14 protein-coding genes are annotated in these 18,277 nt (G+C 69.7%); 6 read left to right on the top strand and 8 right to left on the bottom strand.

Going from position 1 to position 18,277, the window contains the following annotated elements; genetic code table 11:
- Positions 1-36 precede the first annotated feature (36 nt).
- Positions 37-546: a hypothetical protein gene (locus ABOD76_RS16315; RefSeq protein ID WP_350243017.1), complete on the top strand. Its 510-nt coding sequence runs from the start codon at positions 37-39 to the stop codon at positions 544-546.
- A 217-nt stretch (positions 547-763) separates the two neighbouring features.
- Positions 764-2,938 (top strand): glycogen debranching protein GlgX, encoded by a 2,175-nt coding sequence (gene glgX, locus ABOD76_RS16310; RefSeq protein WP_350243016.1) that lies wholly within the window; start codon positions 764-766, stop codon positions 2,936-2,938.
- 314 nt (positions 2,939-3,252) lie between these two features.
- Here glgX and ABOD76_RS16305 read toward each other — a convergent pair whose 3' ends face one another.
- Positions 3,253-4,545 carry an MFS transporter gene (locus tag ABOD76_RS16305; protein WP_350243015.1) on the bottom strand — a complete coding sequence of 431 codons (1,293 nt, stop codon included), beginning with the start codon at positions 4,543-4,545 and terminating at the stop codon, positions 3,253-3,255.
- A gap of 131 nt (positions 4,546-4,676) precedes the next feature.
- Between ABOD76_RS16305 and ABOD76_RS16300 the strand changes: the two genes are divergently transcribed.
- Positions 4,677-5,549: a helix-turn-helix domain-containing protein gene (locus tag ABOD76_RS16300; RefSeq protein WP_350243014.1), complete on the top strand. Its 873-nt coding sequence runs from the start codon at positions 4,677-4,679 to the stop codon at positions 5,547-5,549.
- A 6-nt stretch (positions 5,550-5,555) separates the two neighbouring features.
- Here ABOD76_RS16300 and ABOD76_RS16295 read toward each other — a convergent pair whose 3' ends face one another.
- Positions 5,556-6,308 carry a WecB/TagA/CpsF family glycosyltransferase gene (locus ABOD76_RS16295; RefSeq protein WP_350243013.1) on the bottom strand — a complete coding sequence of 251 codons (753 nt, stop codon included), beginning with the start codon at positions 6,306-6,308 and terminating at the stop codon, positions 5,556-5,558.
- Between the two features lie 147 nt (positions 6,309-6,455).
- Between ABOD76_RS16295 and ABOD76_RS16290 the strand changes: the two genes are divergently transcribed.
- Both ABOD76_RS16290 and bshC read left to right on the top strand, forming a co-directional pair.
- On the top strand, positions 6,456-7,133 hold the full coding sequence (locus tag ABOD76_RS16290; RefSeq protein ID WP_350243012.1) for a Crp/Fnr family transcriptional regulator: 678 nt from the start codon (positions 6,456-6,458) through the stop codon (positions 7,131-7,133).
- 5 nt (positions 7,134-7,138) lie between these two features.
- Complete coding sequence (gene bshC / locus ABOD76_RS16285; RefSeq protein WP_350245292.1) at positions 7,139-8,698, top strand: bacillithiol biosynthesis cysteine-adding enzyme BshC; 1,560 nt, start codon at positions 7,139-7,141, stop codon at positions 8,696-8,698.
- Positions 8,699-8,768: 70 nt separating this feature from the next.
- Here bshC and ABOD76_RS16280 read toward each other — a convergent pair whose 3' ends face one another.
- The 4 genes from ABOD76_RS16280 to ABOD76_RS16265 form a co-directional block, all read right to left on the bottom strand.
- The gene (locus tag ABOD76_RS16280; protein WP_350243011.1) at positions 8,769-9,842 is read right to left on the bottom strand and encodes a protease complex subunit PrcB family protein; all 1,074 of its coding nucleotides are present in this window, start codon (positions 9,840-9,842) and stop codon (positions 8,769-8,771) included.
- A gap of 70 nt (positions 9,843-9,912) precedes the next feature.
- On the bottom strand, positions 9,913-11,565 hold the full coding sequence (gene recN, locus ABOD76_RS16275; protein WP_350243010.1) for a DNA repair protein RecN: 1,653 nt from the start codon (positions 11,563-11,565) through the stop codon (positions 9,913-9,915).
- A 64-nt stretch (positions 11,566-11,629) separates the two neighbouring features.
- Positions 11,630-13,429: a PRC-barrel domain-containing protein gene (locus ABOD76_RS16270; RefSeq protein ID WP_350243009.1), complete on the bottom strand. Its 1,800-nt coding sequence runs from the start codon at positions 13,427-13,429 to the stop codon at positions 11,630-11,632.
- A gap of 40 nt (positions 13,430-13,469) precedes the next feature.
- Complete coding sequence (locus ABOD76_RS16265) at positions 13,470-13,604, bottom strand: hypothetical protein (protein WP_350243008.1); 135 nt, start codon at positions 13,602-13,604, stop codon at positions 13,470-13,472.
- 178 nt (positions 13,605-13,782) lie between these two features.
- Here ABOD76_RS16265 and ABOD76_RS16260 point away from each other — a divergent pair, with 178 nt between their 5' ends.
- The gene (locus ABOD76_RS16260; RefSeq protein ID WP_350243007.1) at positions 13,783-15,528 is read left to right on the top strand and encodes a VanW family protein; all 1,746 of its coding nucleotides are present in this window, start codon (positions 13,783-13,785) and stop codon (positions 15,526-15,528) included.
- Positions 15,529-15,547: 19 nt separating this feature from the next.
- On the opposite strand, the gene ABOD76_RS16255 is transcribed toward ABOD76_RS16260, so the two are convergent.
- Together ABOD76_RS16255 and ABOD76_RS16250 are read right to left on the bottom strand one after the other, a co-directional pair.
- On the bottom strand, positions 15,548-16,900 hold the full coding sequence (locus ABOD76_RS16255) for an acyl-CoA dehydrogenase family protein (RefSeq protein WP_350243006.1): 1,353 nt from the start codon (positions 16,898-16,900) through the stop codon (positions 15,548-15,550).
- A gap of 85 nt (positions 16,901-16,985) precedes the next feature.
- Complete coding sequence (locus tag ABOD76_RS16250; protein ID WP_350243005.1) at positions 16,986-18,146, bottom strand: tetratricopeptide repeat protein; 1,161 nt, start codon at positions 18,144-18,146, stop codon at positions 16,986-16,988.
- Positions 18,147-18,277: the final 131 nt, after the last annotated feature.

Genomic DNA, 18,277 nt, shown 5'->3' with positions numbered 1-18,277 from the left:
TCGGCTGGCCCGGAGCGGCGCTGCTAGACTGCCGGCATGACCAGGGGCAAGAAACCTACCCGCAAACCCACGCCCCGCGCCGGGGCCACCGACACCAAGTCGGCCAGCAGCGGCTCCCGCCCGGCCCGGCCCGGTGGCCCGCGCCGCCCCAACCCGCCGCGCAAGGACGCGCCGCAGCTGGACGCGCCCCCCGCCAGCGCCAAGTTCCGCGACCGGGACGGCGAGGTGCACACCTTTCCCGAGAGCGCCCTGAAACGGCTGGCCGCCCAGATCCTGCAGGAACGAAGGAAGGTGTGGCGTTACCGGCCCTTCTCGTTTCCGCTGTTCACGCCCAGCGGCACCGAGCAGGCCATGTACTTCGATTTCTACGTCTACGACAACATGGACAGCGTGGTCCGGCTGATTCTGGTCACGCCGCGCGAGAGCCGCGACGTGTGGGACCGGATCGGGCGCTTCAAGCAGCAGTACCCCACCTACAGCTACGAGCTGTGGACCCCGGACGCGCTGGCGCGGCTGAGCAACCCGCGCGCCCGGCTGGGCTTCTGAGCTGACTGACTTCCCCAGTTAATGTAAACAATCTCTGAGGAGGGGTGGCCCTGTCAGCCGGGGCCACCCTTGCGCCATGATGAGGGCGTCAAGTGGAGCGTGGAAGCACTTCCATTTCCGGTGCATGAACCGGCTTCCTCTCCACTGACCAGACCCAATTCCCTCTGTTGACTAAGGGGCGGCTGCCCACCGGCACCCCGCCCCCAGGAGCACAATCATGACCAAGACCGACCTCAGCGCGCCCACTCCTCCCGCCACCCCGGCTGCCGTTCCGTACACCGGACGGCAACTGCCCGGACGCAGCTACCCGCTCGGCTCGATCTGGGACGGCCAGGGCACCAACTTCGCGCTCTACAGCGAGAACGCCCGCAAGGTCACGCTCTGCCTCTTTGATGAGCAGGGCCGGGAGACCCAGGTGCAGATGCCCGAGCAGACCGCGTTCATCTGGCACGTGTACCTGCCGCAGATCGGCCCCGGGCAGCGGTACGGCTACCGGGTGGACGGCGAGTACGCCCCGGAGCGTGGCCTGCGCTTCAACCCGCAGGTGGTGCTGAGCGACCCGTACGCCCGCGCGCTGGCCGGCACCGAACAGTTTGACCAGGGCGTCTTTGGCTACCAGATGGGCGGCAACGAGGACTTCGACCCGGCCACCGAACCGCAGCACGGCGCCCCGCTGGCCGTGGTGGTGGACAACGCCTTCGACTGGCAGGGGGACCATCGCCCGAACATTCCGCTGCACCAGTCCGTGATCTATGAGGCCCACGTCAAGGGTCTGACCATGCTGCACCCGGACGTGCCAGAAGAGCTGCGCGGCACCTACGCCGGTATCGCCACCGAGCCGGTGCTGCAGTACCTCAAGACGCTGGGCATCACCACCATCGAGCTGATGCCGGTGCACCAGCACGTGGACGACCCCTTCCTGCTCGACAAGGGCCTGACGAACTACTGGGGCTACAGCTCGCTGGCGTATTTCGCGCCGGACGTGCGCTACAGCGCGTATGCGCGGCGTGGCGAGCTGGGCGGCGAAGTGCGCGAGTTCAAGGAGATGGTGCGGGCGCTGCACCGGGCCGGCATCGAGGTGATTCTGGACGTGGTGTACAACCACACCGCCGAGGGCAACCACCTGGGCCCGACCTTCAGCTTCAAAGGCATCGATAACCCCACCTACTACCGGCTGGTGCAGGACAACCCGCGCTTCTACTTCGACTACACCGGCACCGGCAACAGCCTGAACGTGCGCCACCCGCAGACGCTGCAGCTGATCATGGACAGCCTGCGCTACTGGATCAGCGAGATGCACGTGGACGGCTTCCGCTTCGATCTGGCCAGCACCCTGGCACGCGGCCTGCACGAGGTGGACCAGCTGAGCAGCTTCTTCACCATCATCCATCAGGACCCGACCATCGGGCAGGCCAAGCTGATCGCCGAGCCGTGGGATGTGGGCGAGGGCGGCTATCAGGTGGGCAACTTCCCGGTGCAGTGGGCCGAGTGGAACGGCATCTACCGCGACGACATGCGCGCCTTCTGGAAGGGCGAGGGCGGGCTGGCCAGCGAGATCGGCTACCGGCTGACCGGCAGCTCGGACCTGTATCAGAGTGACGGGCGCAAGCCGTACGCCAGCATCAACTTCGTGACCGCCCACGACGGCTTCACGCTGCGCGACACCGTGATGTACAACGACAAGCACAACGAGGCCAACCAGGAAGGCAACCAGGACGGCCACAACGACAACCGCAGCTGGAACTGCGGCGTGGAAGGCCCCACCGACGACCCGGACATCAACGCGCTGCGCGCGCGTCAGCAACGCAACATCCTGGCCACGCTGATGCTGTCGCAGGGCACGCCGATGCTGCTGGGCGGCGACGAGTTCGGACGCACCCAGCAGGGCAACAACAACGCCTACTGCCAGGACAACGAGATCAGCTGGTTCGACTGGGAAAACCAGGATCAGGGCCTGCTGGAATTCACCCGGCGGCTGATCCGGCTGCGGCGCGAGCATCCGGGGCTGCACCGGCGCAAGTTCTTCTCGGGCCGCCCGATCCGTGGGCAGGTCAGCGACATTCTGTGGCTGCGCCACGACGGCGAGATGATGACCGACCAGGACTGGAGCAGCGCCCAGACCCAGAGCCTGGCGATGTTCCTGGACGGCAACGGCCTGAACGACCTGGACGCTGAAGGACAGCCGCTGCGCGACGACCACCTGCTGCTGATGCTGTCAGCGTCGCACGTGGACCTGGACTTCACCCTGCCCAAGATCACCGAGTGTGACCAGTGGGAGCTGCTGCTCGACACCACGGACGACAACGCCGCCGGAACGCGGGTCCAGGCCGGCAGCGCCGTGAACCTGACGGCCCGCAGCGTCCAGCTGTACCGCTGTCCGCGCCGGAACTAAAGGGCAACGAGAGAGCGGGGCGGGCCACCTTCAGGCCCGCCCCGCTTGCTGTCAAGGAACAGTGGTAGTGGGCCACCTTCTTGCCGCTCTGAGCCAGGATCGCCGTCTGACCTGTGGCAGGACCGGGCGTTTTCAGGACTTTCCGCAATCTGCGTGAACCAGCCCCCGCTTCAGGCACTCAGGCGACTGGTTCACGCGGGCCCTCCTCCAGGCGCTCTGCCTGGCGCTTCAGGATGCCTGAGGGCCAGCCTTCCCCGCTGAGCCAACGGAACGCACAGCCTCAGATGTCCAAGGCCACCCGCCACGTAGCCTCGTCATGCAGTCACCGAATGGGTGCGCGGCAGGAGAGGATGCCGCGGAACGCTGAAGCTCAGCAGGGAGCCCAGCACCAGCCCGGCCGCGGCGGCCAGGAACGCCACGGTGTAGCTGCCGGTCAGGTCGTACAGCACGCCCGGCAGGTACGCGCCCAGGGCCGACCCGAGCTGATGACTGAGCGAGAGCAGACCGAACACGGTCCCGACCGAGTGGCCCTCGAACAGGCGGGAGGCGAGCACCTGGGTGGGCGCGAGCACCGCGAAGTCCACCAGCCCGAACACCATCCCAAACCCCATCAGCCACACCGAATGGTGCGGTGCAACCACCAGCACGACCAGCGTCACCGCCCGCACGGCATACAGCGTGCCGAGAATCTTGCGGTTGTCCAGCCGGTCCGCCAGTGGCCCGGAGGCCAGTGTGCCGAGGATGTTGAAGGCCGCCAGCAGACTGACCGCTGCGCCGGTCACGCCCGTCGAGTAGCCGTGATCGTGGGCGAATGGGACCAGGTGGGTATCAATCATGCCGGTCGTGGACACGCCGCAGATGAAGAACGGCAACGCCAGGCTCCAGAACGCCCGCGTGGTCCACAGATTCACGCGGCTGGCCGGTGGGTCCGGCGTCACAGTGGGGGCGGTGGTCACGTCCGGGGCCAGCTCATCCGAGGTGTCTTCACCGTACGGACGCAGCCCCAGATCGGCAGGGCCGGCCCGCAGGAACGTCAGCAGCAGCGGCACCACGATCACCACCGAGAAGGCGCCGAGCGCCCCCAGGGTCACGCGCCAGCCATAGGCCTCAATCAGGAAGAGCGACGCCGGCACCAGCACCAGTTGCCCCGCACCGAAACCCGCCTCGATGATGCCGAACGCCAGACCCCGCCTCGCCTTGAACCACTGTGTGACGGCCACAGACGCGGCCACGCCGGACGCGCCGCCAAACCCGAGCGAGGCAAGAATGCCGTACACCACGGTCAGGGCCACGGGCGAGTGGACGAACGCCGCCGTCACCAGGCTCAGGCCCACGAGCAACACGCTGAGCGACAACACCCGCCGCACCCCCACCCGGTCCACCAGGCGGCCCACCAGCGGCTGGGTGAGGCCGTACACCACGAAGCTCACCAGGGACACAAAGGAAATCGTGCTGCGGCTGACGCTGAACTCGTGTTCCCATGGGGTGACGAAGGCACCGAAGGCCAGGCGAACGCCCTGCGCCGCCAGAATGCCGAAGAAGCACACCGCGAGGATGATCCAGGCGTAGTGGACGCGGGGCCTCTGGGGGCGGGTCGGCAGGATCACCGGATCACCCGGACAGCAGCGTGAGGGGGCATCAGCATGCCCGCACGGTAGCCAACGAAGGCCCGATGCGTCTTGTAAAAACTTGCGCCCCGGATGGCCCCAGATTCCTTTCGCGGGCCTATCCTGAGGGCATGAGCGAAGGCACACCGCCACACCGGAAACGCCTCGGCCGAGACGAGGCGCGGCTGTGGCGCGTGCCGTTCCTGGGCGGCCTGGACGTGCTTCAGGCGCGCTTCGTGAAGCAGGCTTTTGCCCGGCACACGCACGAGGAGTTCACGGTGGGGGTGGTGCATCAGGGCGCGGCGGAGTTCTGGAACCGGGGCGCGGAACGGATCGCCCCTTCAGGCAGCGTCATGATGATCAACGCAGACGAGGTGACCACCGGGCACTCGTACGCGGAGGACGGCTATCTGCATCTGGTGCTGTACCCCACTGCGGAGCAGCTGCGCTGCGTAGCAGCCGAGGTCACGGGCCGGCGGGTGGTGACGCCGTATTTTCCACAGAGTGTGGCGGAGGCACCGGAGGTGGCGGGGCGGCTCACAGCGGCCCACCGCACACTTGCGGATCCGTCCGCCTCGCTGCTGTTCCGCGAAAGCGCCCTTCAGGCCGCCCTGACCAGCCTGGTGACCACGCTGGCCGAGGAGCGCCTGTCCCCCGCCCGGACGGGCCGGGAGCGGACGGCGGTGCGCCTGGTGCGCACGTATCTGGACGACCATGCCACCGAAGAGGTGGCGCTGGAGACCCTGGCCCAGCTGGCCGGTCTCAGCGCCTTTCACCTCAACCGGGTGTTCCGGCAGGAGGTGGGCCTGCCCCCACACGCCTATCAGGTACAGGCGCGGATTCGGCAGGCACAGGCCTGGATTGCCGCCGGCTGGAGTCTGGCGGAGGTGGCGCTCGCCGCAGGCTTCAGCGACCAGAGCGCCCTCTCCACTCAGTTCCGGCGGCACGTGGGCGTCACGCCCGGCCAGTACGCGCGAGGCACCGCGCGTTCCCGACCCGGGTAATGCGGGTCAGGAGCGGCCCTGCAGTCGCTTTTCACGCCGCACGAGCTGCACGAACTGTGCCAGCCGGGGCGCGCGGTTCCAGCGGCTGCGGTCGCCCGCCACCCGCCAGACCCACTCCACGCCCATGCGCCGTGTCCAGGCCGGCGCCAGATTGGCAGTGCCGCTCAGCACGTCCAGCACGCCGCCCACCCCGATCATCACCGGGACGTTCATCACGCCGCGCCAGTATTCGTTGAAGATCTCCTGCCGGGCCGCGCCCATGGCGGTCAGCAGCAGGTCCGGACGGCTGTCGCGCACCAGTTCGGCCACCCGCACGTCCTCGGAGATGTCGAAGTAGCCGTGGTGTGTGCCGGCCACCACGATGCCGTAACGGGCGGCGGCCTGCTGGGCCGCGGCTTCGGCCACCCCGGGCCGGGCGCCCAGGAAGAACACCCGCAGGTTGGCGCCGTGGCGCTGCATCAGGCCCGCACTCAGGTCGAAGCCCGGCGCGCGCGGCACCTCCAGGCCCAGCAGCTGACGGGCGGCCCACACGATGCCCACCCCGTCCGCCGTCACCAGATCGGCCCGCTGCATGGCTGACGTGAATGTCTCGTCGCTGCGGCCCTGCATGATGAATTCCGGGTTGAGCGTGACCACCGTGTGCGGCGCGCGCGGCTGGGCCAGCCAGTCGCCCAGCAGGTCCAGCGCCGCCTCCAGCGACACCGGGTCGAGCGGCAGCCCCAGCAGCTGCACGCGCCCGGACCTGGGCTCCCCGGTCACGCCCTCCTCCAAGCTGACAGTTGCATCTGTACCTCCGGTGGGCGGCCTGTGGCACGGCCACGCCGCCCGAACGCCGGGAGTGTAGCACGCGAAAAGTGCGTTTGGCCGCCTTTGGCCTGGGCGAAAGCTCCTGATACTGTGGGCCATATGCTTCCTGGTTTCTTTGGCGCACTCACCACCGAGGCGCGGACTGCGGTGACCGCCGCCGCCCGCACGGTCCACTGGACCCGCGGCAGCCTGCTGCACCACAGCGACGACGCTGCCGACGCCGCCTACGCGCTGAATTCCGGCCATGTGCGGCTGTACCGGCTGGGCAGCGGCGCGCGCGAGGTCACGGTGAATGTGCACACCGCCGGCGAGCTGCTGGGCATGGCCACCCTGGTGGACGGCAGCCGCTACGGGCTGTATGCCGAGGCCATGGACGACGTGGAGGCGCTGGTGCTGGGCGGCGACCACCTGCGCACGCTGATCCGGCAGCACCCGGACGTGGCGGTGGCGCTGACCGCCCAGGTGGCCCGCCAGACCCGCAACCTGCAGGAGCGCCTCTCGCAGCTGGTGTTTCTGGAGGTGTCGCAGCGGCTGGCGCTGGCGCTGCTGGGGCTGGCGCACGACAACGCCTCGGAGCTGGAAAACGGGCAGCTGGCGCTCAAGGGCCGCATCTCGCATCAGGACCTGGCGCACACGGTCGGCAGCACCCGCGAGACCATCACCAAGTTGCTGGGCGACTTCCGGACGCGCGGGCTGCTGGACCTGGGCTACCGCCGCATCGTGATCACCGACCTCTCCGGGCTGGAGGTGGCAGCGCGGCATCCGCTGAGCTCGTGAGCCCGGTGCAGACGCGCCGCAGCATCGCCGCCGACTACCGGGCCGGGCGGCTGCAGGAGCGGTTCCGGCTGACGCCGGATCAGCTGGAGGAGGCCGCCCGTCTCGAGCGCCCGGAGCTGGACCGGGAGGCGCTGAGCCGCGCCCTGCGCCAGTACCATCAGGACCTGGGCACGCTGGACGCCACCAGCGAGGCGCTGCTGGAGCGTCTGGCCCATCCGGCCTCGCGGGTGGTGGTCACCGGGCAGCAGGCTGGCCTGCTGGGCGGTCCCGCCTACAGCGTCCACAAGGGTGCCGGCGCCGCTCTGCTCGCCCGGCAGCTGGACCGGCCCGACGCCCCGGTGGTCGGCATCTACTGGATCGCCAGCCAGGACCACGACGCTGACGAGGTGGCCAGCACCACCCTGCTGGACCACGCCGAGACTCTGCACCGCCTGACCCTGGACCTGCCGCGCGGCGTGCCGGTGGGACGCATCGCGTGGCAGCCGGAATGGACCCGGCAGGTGCATGAGCTGCTCGACTGCTTCGAGACCCAGCCGGTCTACCGCGAGCAGGTCCGCGCCCGCCTGAATTTCGCCCTGCAGGGGCGCAGCTACGCCGACGTGTTCGCCCGCCTGATGCACCGCCTGTTGGGTCCGGCCGGCCTGCTGGTGCTGGACCCGCTGCACCCGGCGCTGGCAGGGCTGATGAAGGGCGCGTTGCAGCGCGAGCTGACGGCCCCTCTGGAAGGGCCGCGCCGCATCGAGCAGGCGGCCGCTCAGCTGGAGCGGCTGGGCTACACGCCACAGCTGCGTCGACCGGAAGGGGCCACCAACCTGTTCCTGGAGCGCGAGGACGGCCAGCGCATTCTGCTGCGCCAGGACCAGGGCAGCTTCGAGGCCGAGGGCGAACGGTTCAGCGCGGGCGAGCTGAGCGCCCTGCTGGATGGGGAGCCCAGCCGCATCACCCCGGCGGCGGGCCTGCGTCCGGTGATTCAGGACGCGCTGCTGCCCACCGTGGCCTTTGTGGTGGGGCCGGGCGAAATCGCGTACGGAGCGCAGCTGCGCGAGGTGTATCCGCTGCATGGCCTGGAGCAGCCGCTGCTGTGGCCGCGCTTGAGCGTGACGTGGCTGGAACCGAACGTGGCACGGATGCTTGGCCGCTTCGGGCTGGACGCCGCCACCTTCCAGCAGGACCCGGAAGCCGCCCTCGGCCGGGCGCTGGCCCGCGAACGGGAAGCGGGCGCGGTGTCGGCCGAGCAGCTCACGCGCCTGGCCGCTGAGTTCCAGACGCTGGCCGGACAGCTGGCCGCACTGGACCCGACCCTGGAAACGGCGGCCCTGCGGGTCCAGACCCGCAGCCTGGGTCAGCTGGCCCGGCTGCAGGAGCGGGCGGTGCGCGCGCTGGCCCGCGCCGAGGACGACCGCAGCCGCCAGCTGACCCGGCTGAAGCTGCACCTGCTCCCGAACGGCGTGCCGCAGGAGCGCGAGATGAATTTCCTGACCTACCTGCTCAAGCACGGTGAAGAACCGCTGCGCCGGCTGCTGGAGCAGGACCCGGCTGCTTCGGTGGAACTGCGCCTGAGCTGAGGAAAAGGGCAACAACTCAAGGCAGGTGCGGGTGGCCGAACATCAGCCACCCGCACCTGTTTGCCCGTCTTCAGCGCAGGGTCAGCGCTTTGCCGGAGGTGTCGCGCACCGAAACGCTGGTGAAGCTGCCGGCCACGTCCACCGCGATCCAGGGGCTGGTGAGCGCCTGGGTGGTGATGGCGCCGGCGGCAGGCGTGGTCACGTTGACGGTCAGCTCCAGTACCCCGCCCGAGATGCGCGCCGAGTTCAGCGACAGCCCGTACCCACCGGTGGGCCGCTGCCCCAGGAACACCCCCACCACGCTGTGCCCGGCGCTGAGGGTCGGCAGCGGCGGACGGGTGGTCTGCAGGCCGTAGGCCACCGACCACAGGCTGGCCAGCGCCGAGGCGTCGCGCGCAACGATCAGCTGGCCCACGTCGCTGGCGGCGTTGTTGCCCCCGGCCACCTGCCGGGCCGCCGAGCTGACCGGGGTCGTGGCCGGGGCGGTGGCCGCGCTGGAGGTGACCACGCCGGACTGCACGTACAGCCCGGTGAGCAGGTGACGCTCAGCGGTCGGCGCCGGCTCCACCGCCAGCGGCGCGTCCGGCAGGACGCTGTCCGGCAGCACCGCCACCACCAGCACCCCCTTGCCAAGCAGCTGGCTGCCCAGCGCGTCGGCCTCGGCGTCGGTGAGGCTGCCTGCGCCGCGCAGGCTGGTGGTGCGCTGCGGCGTGGCCAGCACCGTCTGCCCGGCGCTGATGGCTCCGCTCAGGCGAAACCAGCCCGTTCCGTCCGTCAGGTAGACGCCGCCCAGGTTGCCGCCCGCCTGGATGGTGTAGGTGCCGTTCTGGGCGCTGCGCGTCACGCTCAGCTGCGCGCCCAGCGGCTGGGTGACGCCCCGGTAGGTGGCGCGGCCATCAATGCTGAGGGTGCCGGGCAGCGCCAGCGCGTCGTCGGCCAGCTGGGCCTTGAGCTCCACCTGGACGGCCCCCAGCTTCACCGCGCTGCTGCCGCCGCTGACGTTCCCGTAGATCCAGACGATGCGTTCCTGGCTGCTCCCGTACAGCAGCGCCTCGTGCACCGACAGATTGGATGGGTTCTGCATGCTGCACCCGCTGAGCAGGGCCAGGCCCAAAATGAGGCCCACGCCAAGTTTCGTCTTCATGACGTGCATCTTATGGGGTGCATCTGACCCATGACTGAACCGCCCTTTACACAACCTGAAAGGGCCGCGCTCAGCCGGAGAGCCCCAGCAGCTCACCGGCGTGCTGCAGCGCCGCCTCGGAGGTGTTGCCGCTCAGCATCCGGGCAATCTCGTGCAGCCGCTCCTGGGCCGACAGCGGCCGCACGCTGGTGTGGGTGCGTCCACCCTGCAGCACCTTCTCCACCTTGAAGTGGTGGTCGGCCCTGGCCGCAATCTGCGCCAGGTGCGTCACCACCAGCACCTGACGGTCGCGCGCCAGCGTGTACAGCTGCTCGGCCACCGCCAGGGCCGCTGCCCCGCCGATCCCGGCGTCCACCTCGTCGAACACCACCGCCGGGGTGCCAGCCCCCAGCACCGTGCTGATCGCCAGCATCACGCGCGACAGCTCGCCTCCGGAGGCCACCTCTGACAGACTGCCCAGCGCCTCGCCGGGGTTGGCGCTGAACACCAGCCGCACGTCCTGCAGGCCATGCGGCCCCGGCTCGGCCAGCGGCTCCAGCTGAAACTCCATCCGGGCATGCGGCATGCCCAGCTCGCGCACCACCGACACCAGCCGCGCCGCCAGCGGGCCGGCATGAACGGCCCGGGCACGCCCCAGCCGCTCCCCGTGCTGGCGCACCACCTGCAGCAGCCGCTCCACCTCGGCGTCCAGGGTGCCGGCATCCTGCTCGTCGCGGTTCAGCGCGCTCAGTTCCTGCTCCACCCGAGCCTGAAATTCCAGCACGTCGTCCAGCTCTGGGCCGTACTTGGTGCGCAGGCGGGCCAGCAGGCTCAGCCGCGTCTCCACCCGTTCCAGTTCCTCCGGGTCCGGGGCGCTGTCCTCGGCCAGACTCCGCAGCTCACCCACCACCGCCTGCACCGCCTCCAGCGCGGTCCGGAGTTCGGTCTGCAGCTGCGCGGAGGTCTCGTCGTATTTCGCCCCGCTGTTCAGGGAGCGCACCGCCTCGGCGATCAGACCGGCCGCGTTGATCTCGCCCTCGCTGAGCAGCTCCAGCGCTCCGGCGGCGCCCGCCGCGATGCTTTCCAGATTGGAGAGGCGGCCCAGTTCCGCCTGGAGCGGCTCCTCTTCCCCGGCCTGCGGCGCGGCGTCCCCGATCTCCTTGGCCTGAAATTCCAGCAGGTCCAGCTGTCTGGCCCGCTCACGCTCGTTGCGGCGCAGCGTCTCCAGCCGCGAGGTGGCCTGCTGCCACGCCCGGTACGCCTGGATGTAGGCGGCCAGTTCGTCCGGAAGCTGCCGGTCCAGCAGGTCGCGCTGGTGGGCGGGGCTCAGCAGGCTCTGGGCGCTATGCTGCCAGTGGATGGTCAGGCGTTCGCCGGTCCACTCGCCGAGTTCGCGCACCGCCACCACCTCGCCGTCCAGCCGGGCAGTGCTGCGGCCCTGCACCGTGATGCGGCGCGACGCGCTCTGCTCCTGCTCCCCGAAAAAAGCCGTCACCAGCAGGTCGTCGGTGCCGCTGCGGATCAGGTCCGAGCCGCCGCGCCCGCCCAGCAGCAGGCCCAGCGCGTCCACGATGATGCTCTTGCCCGCGCCGGTCTCGCCGGTGAAGGCCAGAAACCCGCCGGGCAGGTCCAGGTCCAGCGTCTCGATGGTCGCCAGACGACGCACCTCCAGCCGCGTCAGTGCTGGCGCGGCTGGAGCGGGGGGCGGCGTGTGGGTGGGGGTCGGCTGCCGACGTGAAGGCACGCAGCAGTCTAGCAAGTTCGTCTGAAGCGCAAGTGTCCCAGTGCCCCTTCCGGGGCGGGACCGCTCAGCGGGTCTCGCCGGGCTTGGGGTCGCCGGCCGCCGGGTGCACCACGGACGGCTGGGCCGGCGTGACCGGGGCTTCCGGCGTCAGGGCCGCGCTGCCCGGCTCGGTGGGCATCACCGGCACCACCGGCGTCTGGGCCATCACCGTCTCGGTGCTGACGCTGCTGAGCAGCAGGTCCAGCAGTCCGGCGGCCCGCGCCTGCTCCACCGCCTTGTGGGTCACGATCTCGCCGGCATTCAGGATGATGTTGTCCTGACGGTCCAGCACCACCCGGTTCACCGGGCGGCCCAGCGCCTCGAGAATCTGATGTTCCTCAGCGTCCTCGCTGACCCGGTCGCGGGTTTCGCTGATCCAGCTGCGCGCCCGGTCCAGCAGGCCGGTCGCGCCCTCACGCACCGTCTGCGCGCCGGCCGCCAACCGGTCGCCGGCCACCTGCACCCCGTCCTGCAGCGACGACCCGCTGGTCGGCGCCGCGTTGCCTTCCACCGCCGCTTCCAGTTCGGCCTCGCGGCCCTGGAAGCGCGCCCGGTTCAGCACGGCCTCGGTCACGATCTGGCCCTGCGCCGCGATGAAACTGCGCTGCGGGCCGTACACGTCGTGCAGCACCCGGCGTCCGATCAGGCGGGCCGGGCTCGGCTGGAAGTGTTCACGGACCGACTCCCCCGCCTCCTGAACCTGCGCCCGGATCACCTGGGTGCTCTGCTGCACCTGACCGCTGGTGGCCGCCGCCACCAGGGTGGCCAGCATGCCGTGGTCCTGGGCCAGCAGCGCCTGGGCGTCGCCGATGACCTCGCCGCGCCGCGCCACCACCAGGCCATCCGGCGTCACGACGTCCGCGCCGGCCATCCGGCCGATCACAAATTCACGCTGGCGCTCGGCGGACGCATCCGCCAGGTTCTCGTAGTGCTCCACGATGGTGGTACGTGCAGTGCTGACGCCCTGCTGCGTCTGCTCGCGGGCGCTGCTGTAGGCCTCCTGCAGCGCGCCGCCGCCCGCCGCCACGGTCAGGGCGCCCAGCAGCCCCAGCTGCTCGGCCTGCTGGGCGTGCAGCGCTGTGATGGTCTCGCCGCTGTGCACCAGCACACTGCCGGACTCGGCGGCCACGTCACGCGACGCCACCTTGCCGACCACGAAGGCCTTCTGCCGCTCGCGGGCGGCGTCACTCACGCTGTCGGCTGCACTCCGCACGTTCTCGGAGACGGTGCCGGCCGCGCTGCGGACGCCCTCGGCCACCGAACCCGCCGCGCCGGACAGGCTCTCTCCGGCGCTCTGGAAGGCACCCTGTAGGCCGCCGGCCGGCTGCTCCTCCATGGCCGCCGCCACCGTCACCGGGACGATGGCCGCCTCCACACCGATGGTGATGCTGTCGGGCGCCGGCACGAAGGTGCGCCCGGCGCTCAGGTCGCTGAAGAGCCCGCCGGTCGCCTCGTAGCCCACCACGTGCCCGCTCGTCTCGTCGAAGAACACGTCGGCGATGCGGCCCAGGTCCTTGCCGTCGGTGGTCAGCAGGTTCAGGCCCACCAGACTCTTCTTGCTGTGCAGCGCGTCCGAAACCACGCCGTCGTCCTGGGCGTTGACCACCGAGCCGACCGAGCCGATCATGATGGCGTCCTCACCGAAGCTGCGAATGTCCTGAAACGGCACCACCCGCGCGCCCCGGAACCAGCCGCCCTCGTCCACCAGCAGCGCCAGCAGCTGATTGCCTTGCTCGTCGAACACCAGGTCGTGGACGCTCTCCACCCGCTCTCCACTTTCCAGCGCCACGATTTTACTGCCGATCAGTTCTCTGGCCTTGAGCATGCATGCCTCCGCCCGCGTTCCGGGCTCACGTGTGGTGACTTCAAAATCCGAGATTCAACAGGCCCTGCGGCTTGAGGTACAGGAAATACGCCAGCAGGAAGAGGATGATCAGCACCACCACCACGATCAGGACAGTGTTGCCCCCACCTGAGCCCTTGCCGTTCAGTCTGGTCATGCGGCCTCCATTGCGGTCACTGTAGAGAGCCTGGCGCGGCGGATGCATTTACTTGGCTCAGCCGCGCTTGCCCTTCCCTTGCGCTGGTCTTTAAGGATGAAGCCGCTGTCACCCGGCGGCCGCAAGCGTGAAGAGCACTTCATCCTGTTCAGGCGCAAGCCGCTAGACTGTCAGGCAGATGCCTTCTGAACGCACCCTGTCCACTGCACGGCGCCACGTTCTTCCTGTCCTCGGTCTGGGCCTGGGCGGCGCGGTGCTGTGCGGCGCCCTGGCCCTGGCGATCAGCAGCGGGGGCGGCACCATCGCCCCGGGGTTGCAGGTCAACGGCCTGGACCTGGGCGGGCTCAGCCGGGAGCAGGCGCTCGCGAAACTCCAGGCCCAGCCGGCGACCGTCCCGCAGGTGCAGGTGGTGGCTGTGGGCAACCGCTGGACGGTGCCGGCCAGCACGCTCGGCTGGAAGACCGACCTGGAAGCGACGGTGGACGCAGTGCTGCGCGCCAGCGGTGAGCGGGGCGTGCTGGACCGGGTAGAGGCATTCCTGGGTCAGGCCAAGGTGCAGCCACTGCCGCTGATGGAGCGGGTGGATCAGGCGCAAGCCGTCAAGGGCCTCACGACGCTGAGCAGCAGCCTGACCCGCCCGGCCCGCAACGCCAAGATCATCTTCGACCGCACCCGCTACGCGGTCACGCCGGACCAGCGCGGGCAGCAGGTGAACGTGGCGGGCGCCGCCCAGCAGTTCAGCCAGCAGCCGCAGCTGCGCACGCTGACCCTGACGGTGCTCCCGGTGGAGCCGCAGTACAGCGCGGCCAGCCTGCGCGACGTGGTGGAGCAGGGCAACGCGCTGGTGCGGCCGATGCAGATCACGCTGGCCGGCACCGACCGCACCGCCACCCTGACCGCCCTGCAGGTTGCCAACCTGTACTGGGTGCGCCCCGCCGGCATCGAACTGGACCAGGACGCCGTGAAGAGCAGCCTGGCGCGCATCGCCAACACCCTGGACCAGCCGGCCCACGACGCCCGCTACGCCCTGCAGGGCGGCAAGCTGACCCGCGTGCCGGAGCAGAGCGGCGTGGTGCTGAACCAGGCGCAGGCGGCCCGGCCGCTGACCGAGGCGGTGCTGGACCCGGCCCAGCGCAGCGTGACGCTGCCGGTCCAGACCAGCCAGCCAACCCTGACGGTCGCGTCGCTGCCGGACCCGCACAAGCTGACGCTGATCGCCACCGGCACCAGCACCTACTACCACTCCAGCGTGCAGCGCCGCACCAACGTGGCGAACGCCGCCAGCAAGATCGACGGCACGGTGGTGGCTCCGGGCGGCACCTTTTCGTTCCTGAACGCCCTGGGCAGCATCTCCGAGGACAACGGCTTCGTGGGCGGGCTGATCATTTCCGGGGGCCGGACGGTGGACGGGCTGGGCGGCGGGGTCTGTCAGGTCAGCACCACCACCTTCCGGGCGCTGTATCAGGCGGGCCTACCGGTCGTGGAGCGCAACCAGCATAGCTACCGCGTCGGCTACTACGAGCCGCAGGTGGGGTTCGAGGCGGCCGTCTATGACCCCGGCAAGGACCTGCGCCTGCAAAATGACACCGGCGGCCCGCTGCTGATCCGCACCCTCAACAACAACGCGAAGTCCAGCCTGAGCGTTCAGGTCTGGGGCCTCCCGCAGACGCGCAAGGTCAGTGTTTCCCGGGCGGTCATCACCGGCCATACCCCGCACCCGAGGGCCAAATACGTGCAAAATCCGGCGCTGCCCGCAGGCGTGACCCGGCAGGTGGACTGGGCCGCCGACGGCTACAACCTGTACATCACCCGCACCATCAAGGATGCCAGCGGCGTGCGCACCGACAGGACCGTCACCAACTACAAGCCGTGGCAGGCGGTGTACGAGGTGGGTGTCCGGCGCTCGGGGTCGAGCGACCAGTAGGCCGCCCGGCCCCGGCCGCTCACACGAAGGCGCTCAGGCCCGTGACCGCGCGTCCCACCACCAGGGTGTTGATCTCGTTGGTGCCTTCGTAGCTGTAGATCGCCTCGGTGTCACAGAAGTGCTTGGCCACCCCGTGCTCCAGCAGGATGCCGTTGCCCCCGAAGGTCTCGCGGGCCAGCGCCACCGTCTCGCGGCAGCGGGCGGCGGTCATCACCTTGGCCAGGGCCGCGTGCTCGTCGCGCATCTGGCCCGCGTCCTCCATCTGTGACAGGCGCAGACACAGCGTCTGCATCGCCGTGACGTTGGCCAGCATGTGCACCAGATTGTTCTGGACCAGCTGAAACGACCCGATCGGCTTGCCGAACTGCTGGCGCGTCTGGGCGTAGCGCAGGGCCAGTTCGTAAGCGCCCATCGCGCAGCCCACCCCCTGCCACGCCACCCCGGCGCGCGTCAGGCGCAGCACGTCGGCAGTGGTGCGGAAGTTTGGCGCGTTCTGCAGCCGGTCGGTGTCCGGCACCCGGCAGTCCGTGAGGGTGATCTCGCCGTTCTCCACCATCCGCAGCGCGATCTTGCCCTGTATCTTCTCCACCGTGTACCCGGGCGTGCCGCGCCGCACCAGGAAGCCCTTGACCTGATCGTCGGCCACGTCACGCGCCCAGATCACCGTGAAGTCGCTGAAGGTGCTGTTGCCGATCCACTTCTTCCGGCCGTTCAGCACCCAAGCGTCGCCGTCGCGGCGGGCGGTGGTGTGCAGGCCGCGGCTCACCTGACTGCCGCCCTCCGGCTCGGTCAGCCCGAAGGCCCCGATCACCTGCAAGTCCAGCACCTTCGGCAGCCACTCGCGTTTCTGCGCGTCGCTGCCGCCCAGCGCGATGCTAGCCGCCGCCAGCCCGGCATGCACCCCGAAGAACACGGCGGTGCTCACGTCCACGCGGCAGAACTCCTGGGTCAGCAGGCCCTCCACCACGCTGGCGTCGGGGGTGCGGCTGCCGTCCTCGTTCCAGATGCGCCGCAGCAGGTTCAACTCGCGCAGCCGGGGAATCAGCTGCTGCGGGAACTCGTCGCGCGACCAGTGGTCGTTCATGATCGGCGCCACCTCCGTCTCCATGAAGCGGCGCGCCGCGGCCGCCACCTCGCGCTGGGCGGGCGTCAGGGTGTTCAGGAGTCCGAAGAAGTCGCCGTTCGGTTCCGGCAGCGCCTTGGCCGGCTTCTGCGGCGCCATGACGGCGCCAGCCAGCTGGCGCAGTTGCCCTTCCGGCAGGCCAGCCGCTGCGTTCAGCAGCGCGGGCAGGTCGATGGTGCGGCTCAACTGTTCCAGCTTGGCGGGGTCCAGCTGGGACAGCGCCGCCTGCAAGGAGGATGTGGAGGTCATGCCTCCAGTCTGAGGGCCTGACGCCACAGCACCGGATGGCAACCCACAACCGCGCTTCATCCAGGCTTGAGCGTGCCGCCGAGCTTTACTTCACGCGGGTCAGGGCGTCCAGCGCCAGCCGGTAGCTGGGGTTCAGCGACAGCGCCTTCTGGTAGCTCTCGCGCGCCTTCAGCCGGTCGGGGGCCGCGCTGCCTGCCCCGCGCTCATACGACAGGCCCAGGTAGTACAGGTATTCCCAGCTGGTGCTGGCCAGCGCGGACGCCCGGGTCAGGTCGGCGCGTGCCTCTTTCAGCTGTCCCTGATCCAGTTCCAGCCGCCCCAGGTAGAAGTAGAACTCCGGGTAGCGCAGCGGCTCCAGCTGGATGGCCGCCTGCAGCTGTTTACGTGCCGTCACGTTGTCCTTGGCCAGATAGCTCACCACGCCGTATTGGCCCACCGTGTAGGCATTGTTGGGGCTGAGCTTGGCCGCCTGCGCCGCCTCGGGGATCGCGGCGGCGATGTTGCCGCTCACGGCCAGCAGCTTGGCATAGTAGGCGCGGCTGAAGCCGTCGCGCGGGTCGGCGATCACGGCGCGCTGCAGGCTGTCCACCGCGCCGGTCAGGTTGCCGGTGGCGAAGTACATGTCGCCGAGGTTGTACAGAATCACCGCGTTGTCCGGGTTGAGCGACGAGGCCTGCTTGAAGCTGTCGATGGCCGCTTTGTTATCGCCGCGCAGCCGGTTGACGTAGCCGCGCTCGTTCAGGATCTTGGAGAGGTTGACGTTCAGGTCCGGGCCGCCTGCCGCCCGCGCCGCCGTCTCGGCGCTGGCGAGCACCCGCAGCGCCTGATCCAGGTTGCCCTGCACGCCGCTGCGGTCGCTGGTGCCCACGTACTGGGCCTGATACGCCTGTGCCAGCGCCACGTATCCGCTGATGCCGCGCGGGTCCAGCGTCACCAGCCGGCGCAGGCTCTCCAGCGCCGGCCCGTACAGCCGCAGCTTGATCTGGGTGCGGCCCAGCCCCAGCAGCGCTTCCCGGCTGGCCGGGTCCTGTTCGGCGGCGGCGCGGAAGGCCACGTAGGCATTGTCGTAGTTGGCTCGGTCGTAATAGAACACGCCCAGCGCCACATAGTTGGCGACCGGCGCCTGCCGGGCCGGTGTGGACGGTGTCTGTACCGGGGCAGCCTGCGACTGGGCCGCCTGGGTCTGGGCCAGCACCGGGCCGAACATGGTCGCCGTGAGCAGCAGGCTGAGCATACGTCGTTTCACTCGAAGACCTCCGGGTCACAGGCTGCCCTGCCGGGCCGCTCACCCTGTCAGGAACATCTGTGAGATGATACAAAATCCGCTCAATCGGTGTTGCCAAGTGGCATGAAGCCTTCGACCAGTGTGGCGCCGCC

This window comes from Deinococcus sonorensis KR-87 (assembly GCF_040256395.1).
Taxonomy (GTDB): domain Bacteria; phylum Deinococcota; class Deinococci; order Deinococcales; family Deinococcaceae; genus Deinococcus; species Deinococcus sonorensis.
Note: the sequence above shows the minus strand (reverse complement) of the source record. Positions and strands in the feature narration are given on the sequence as shown.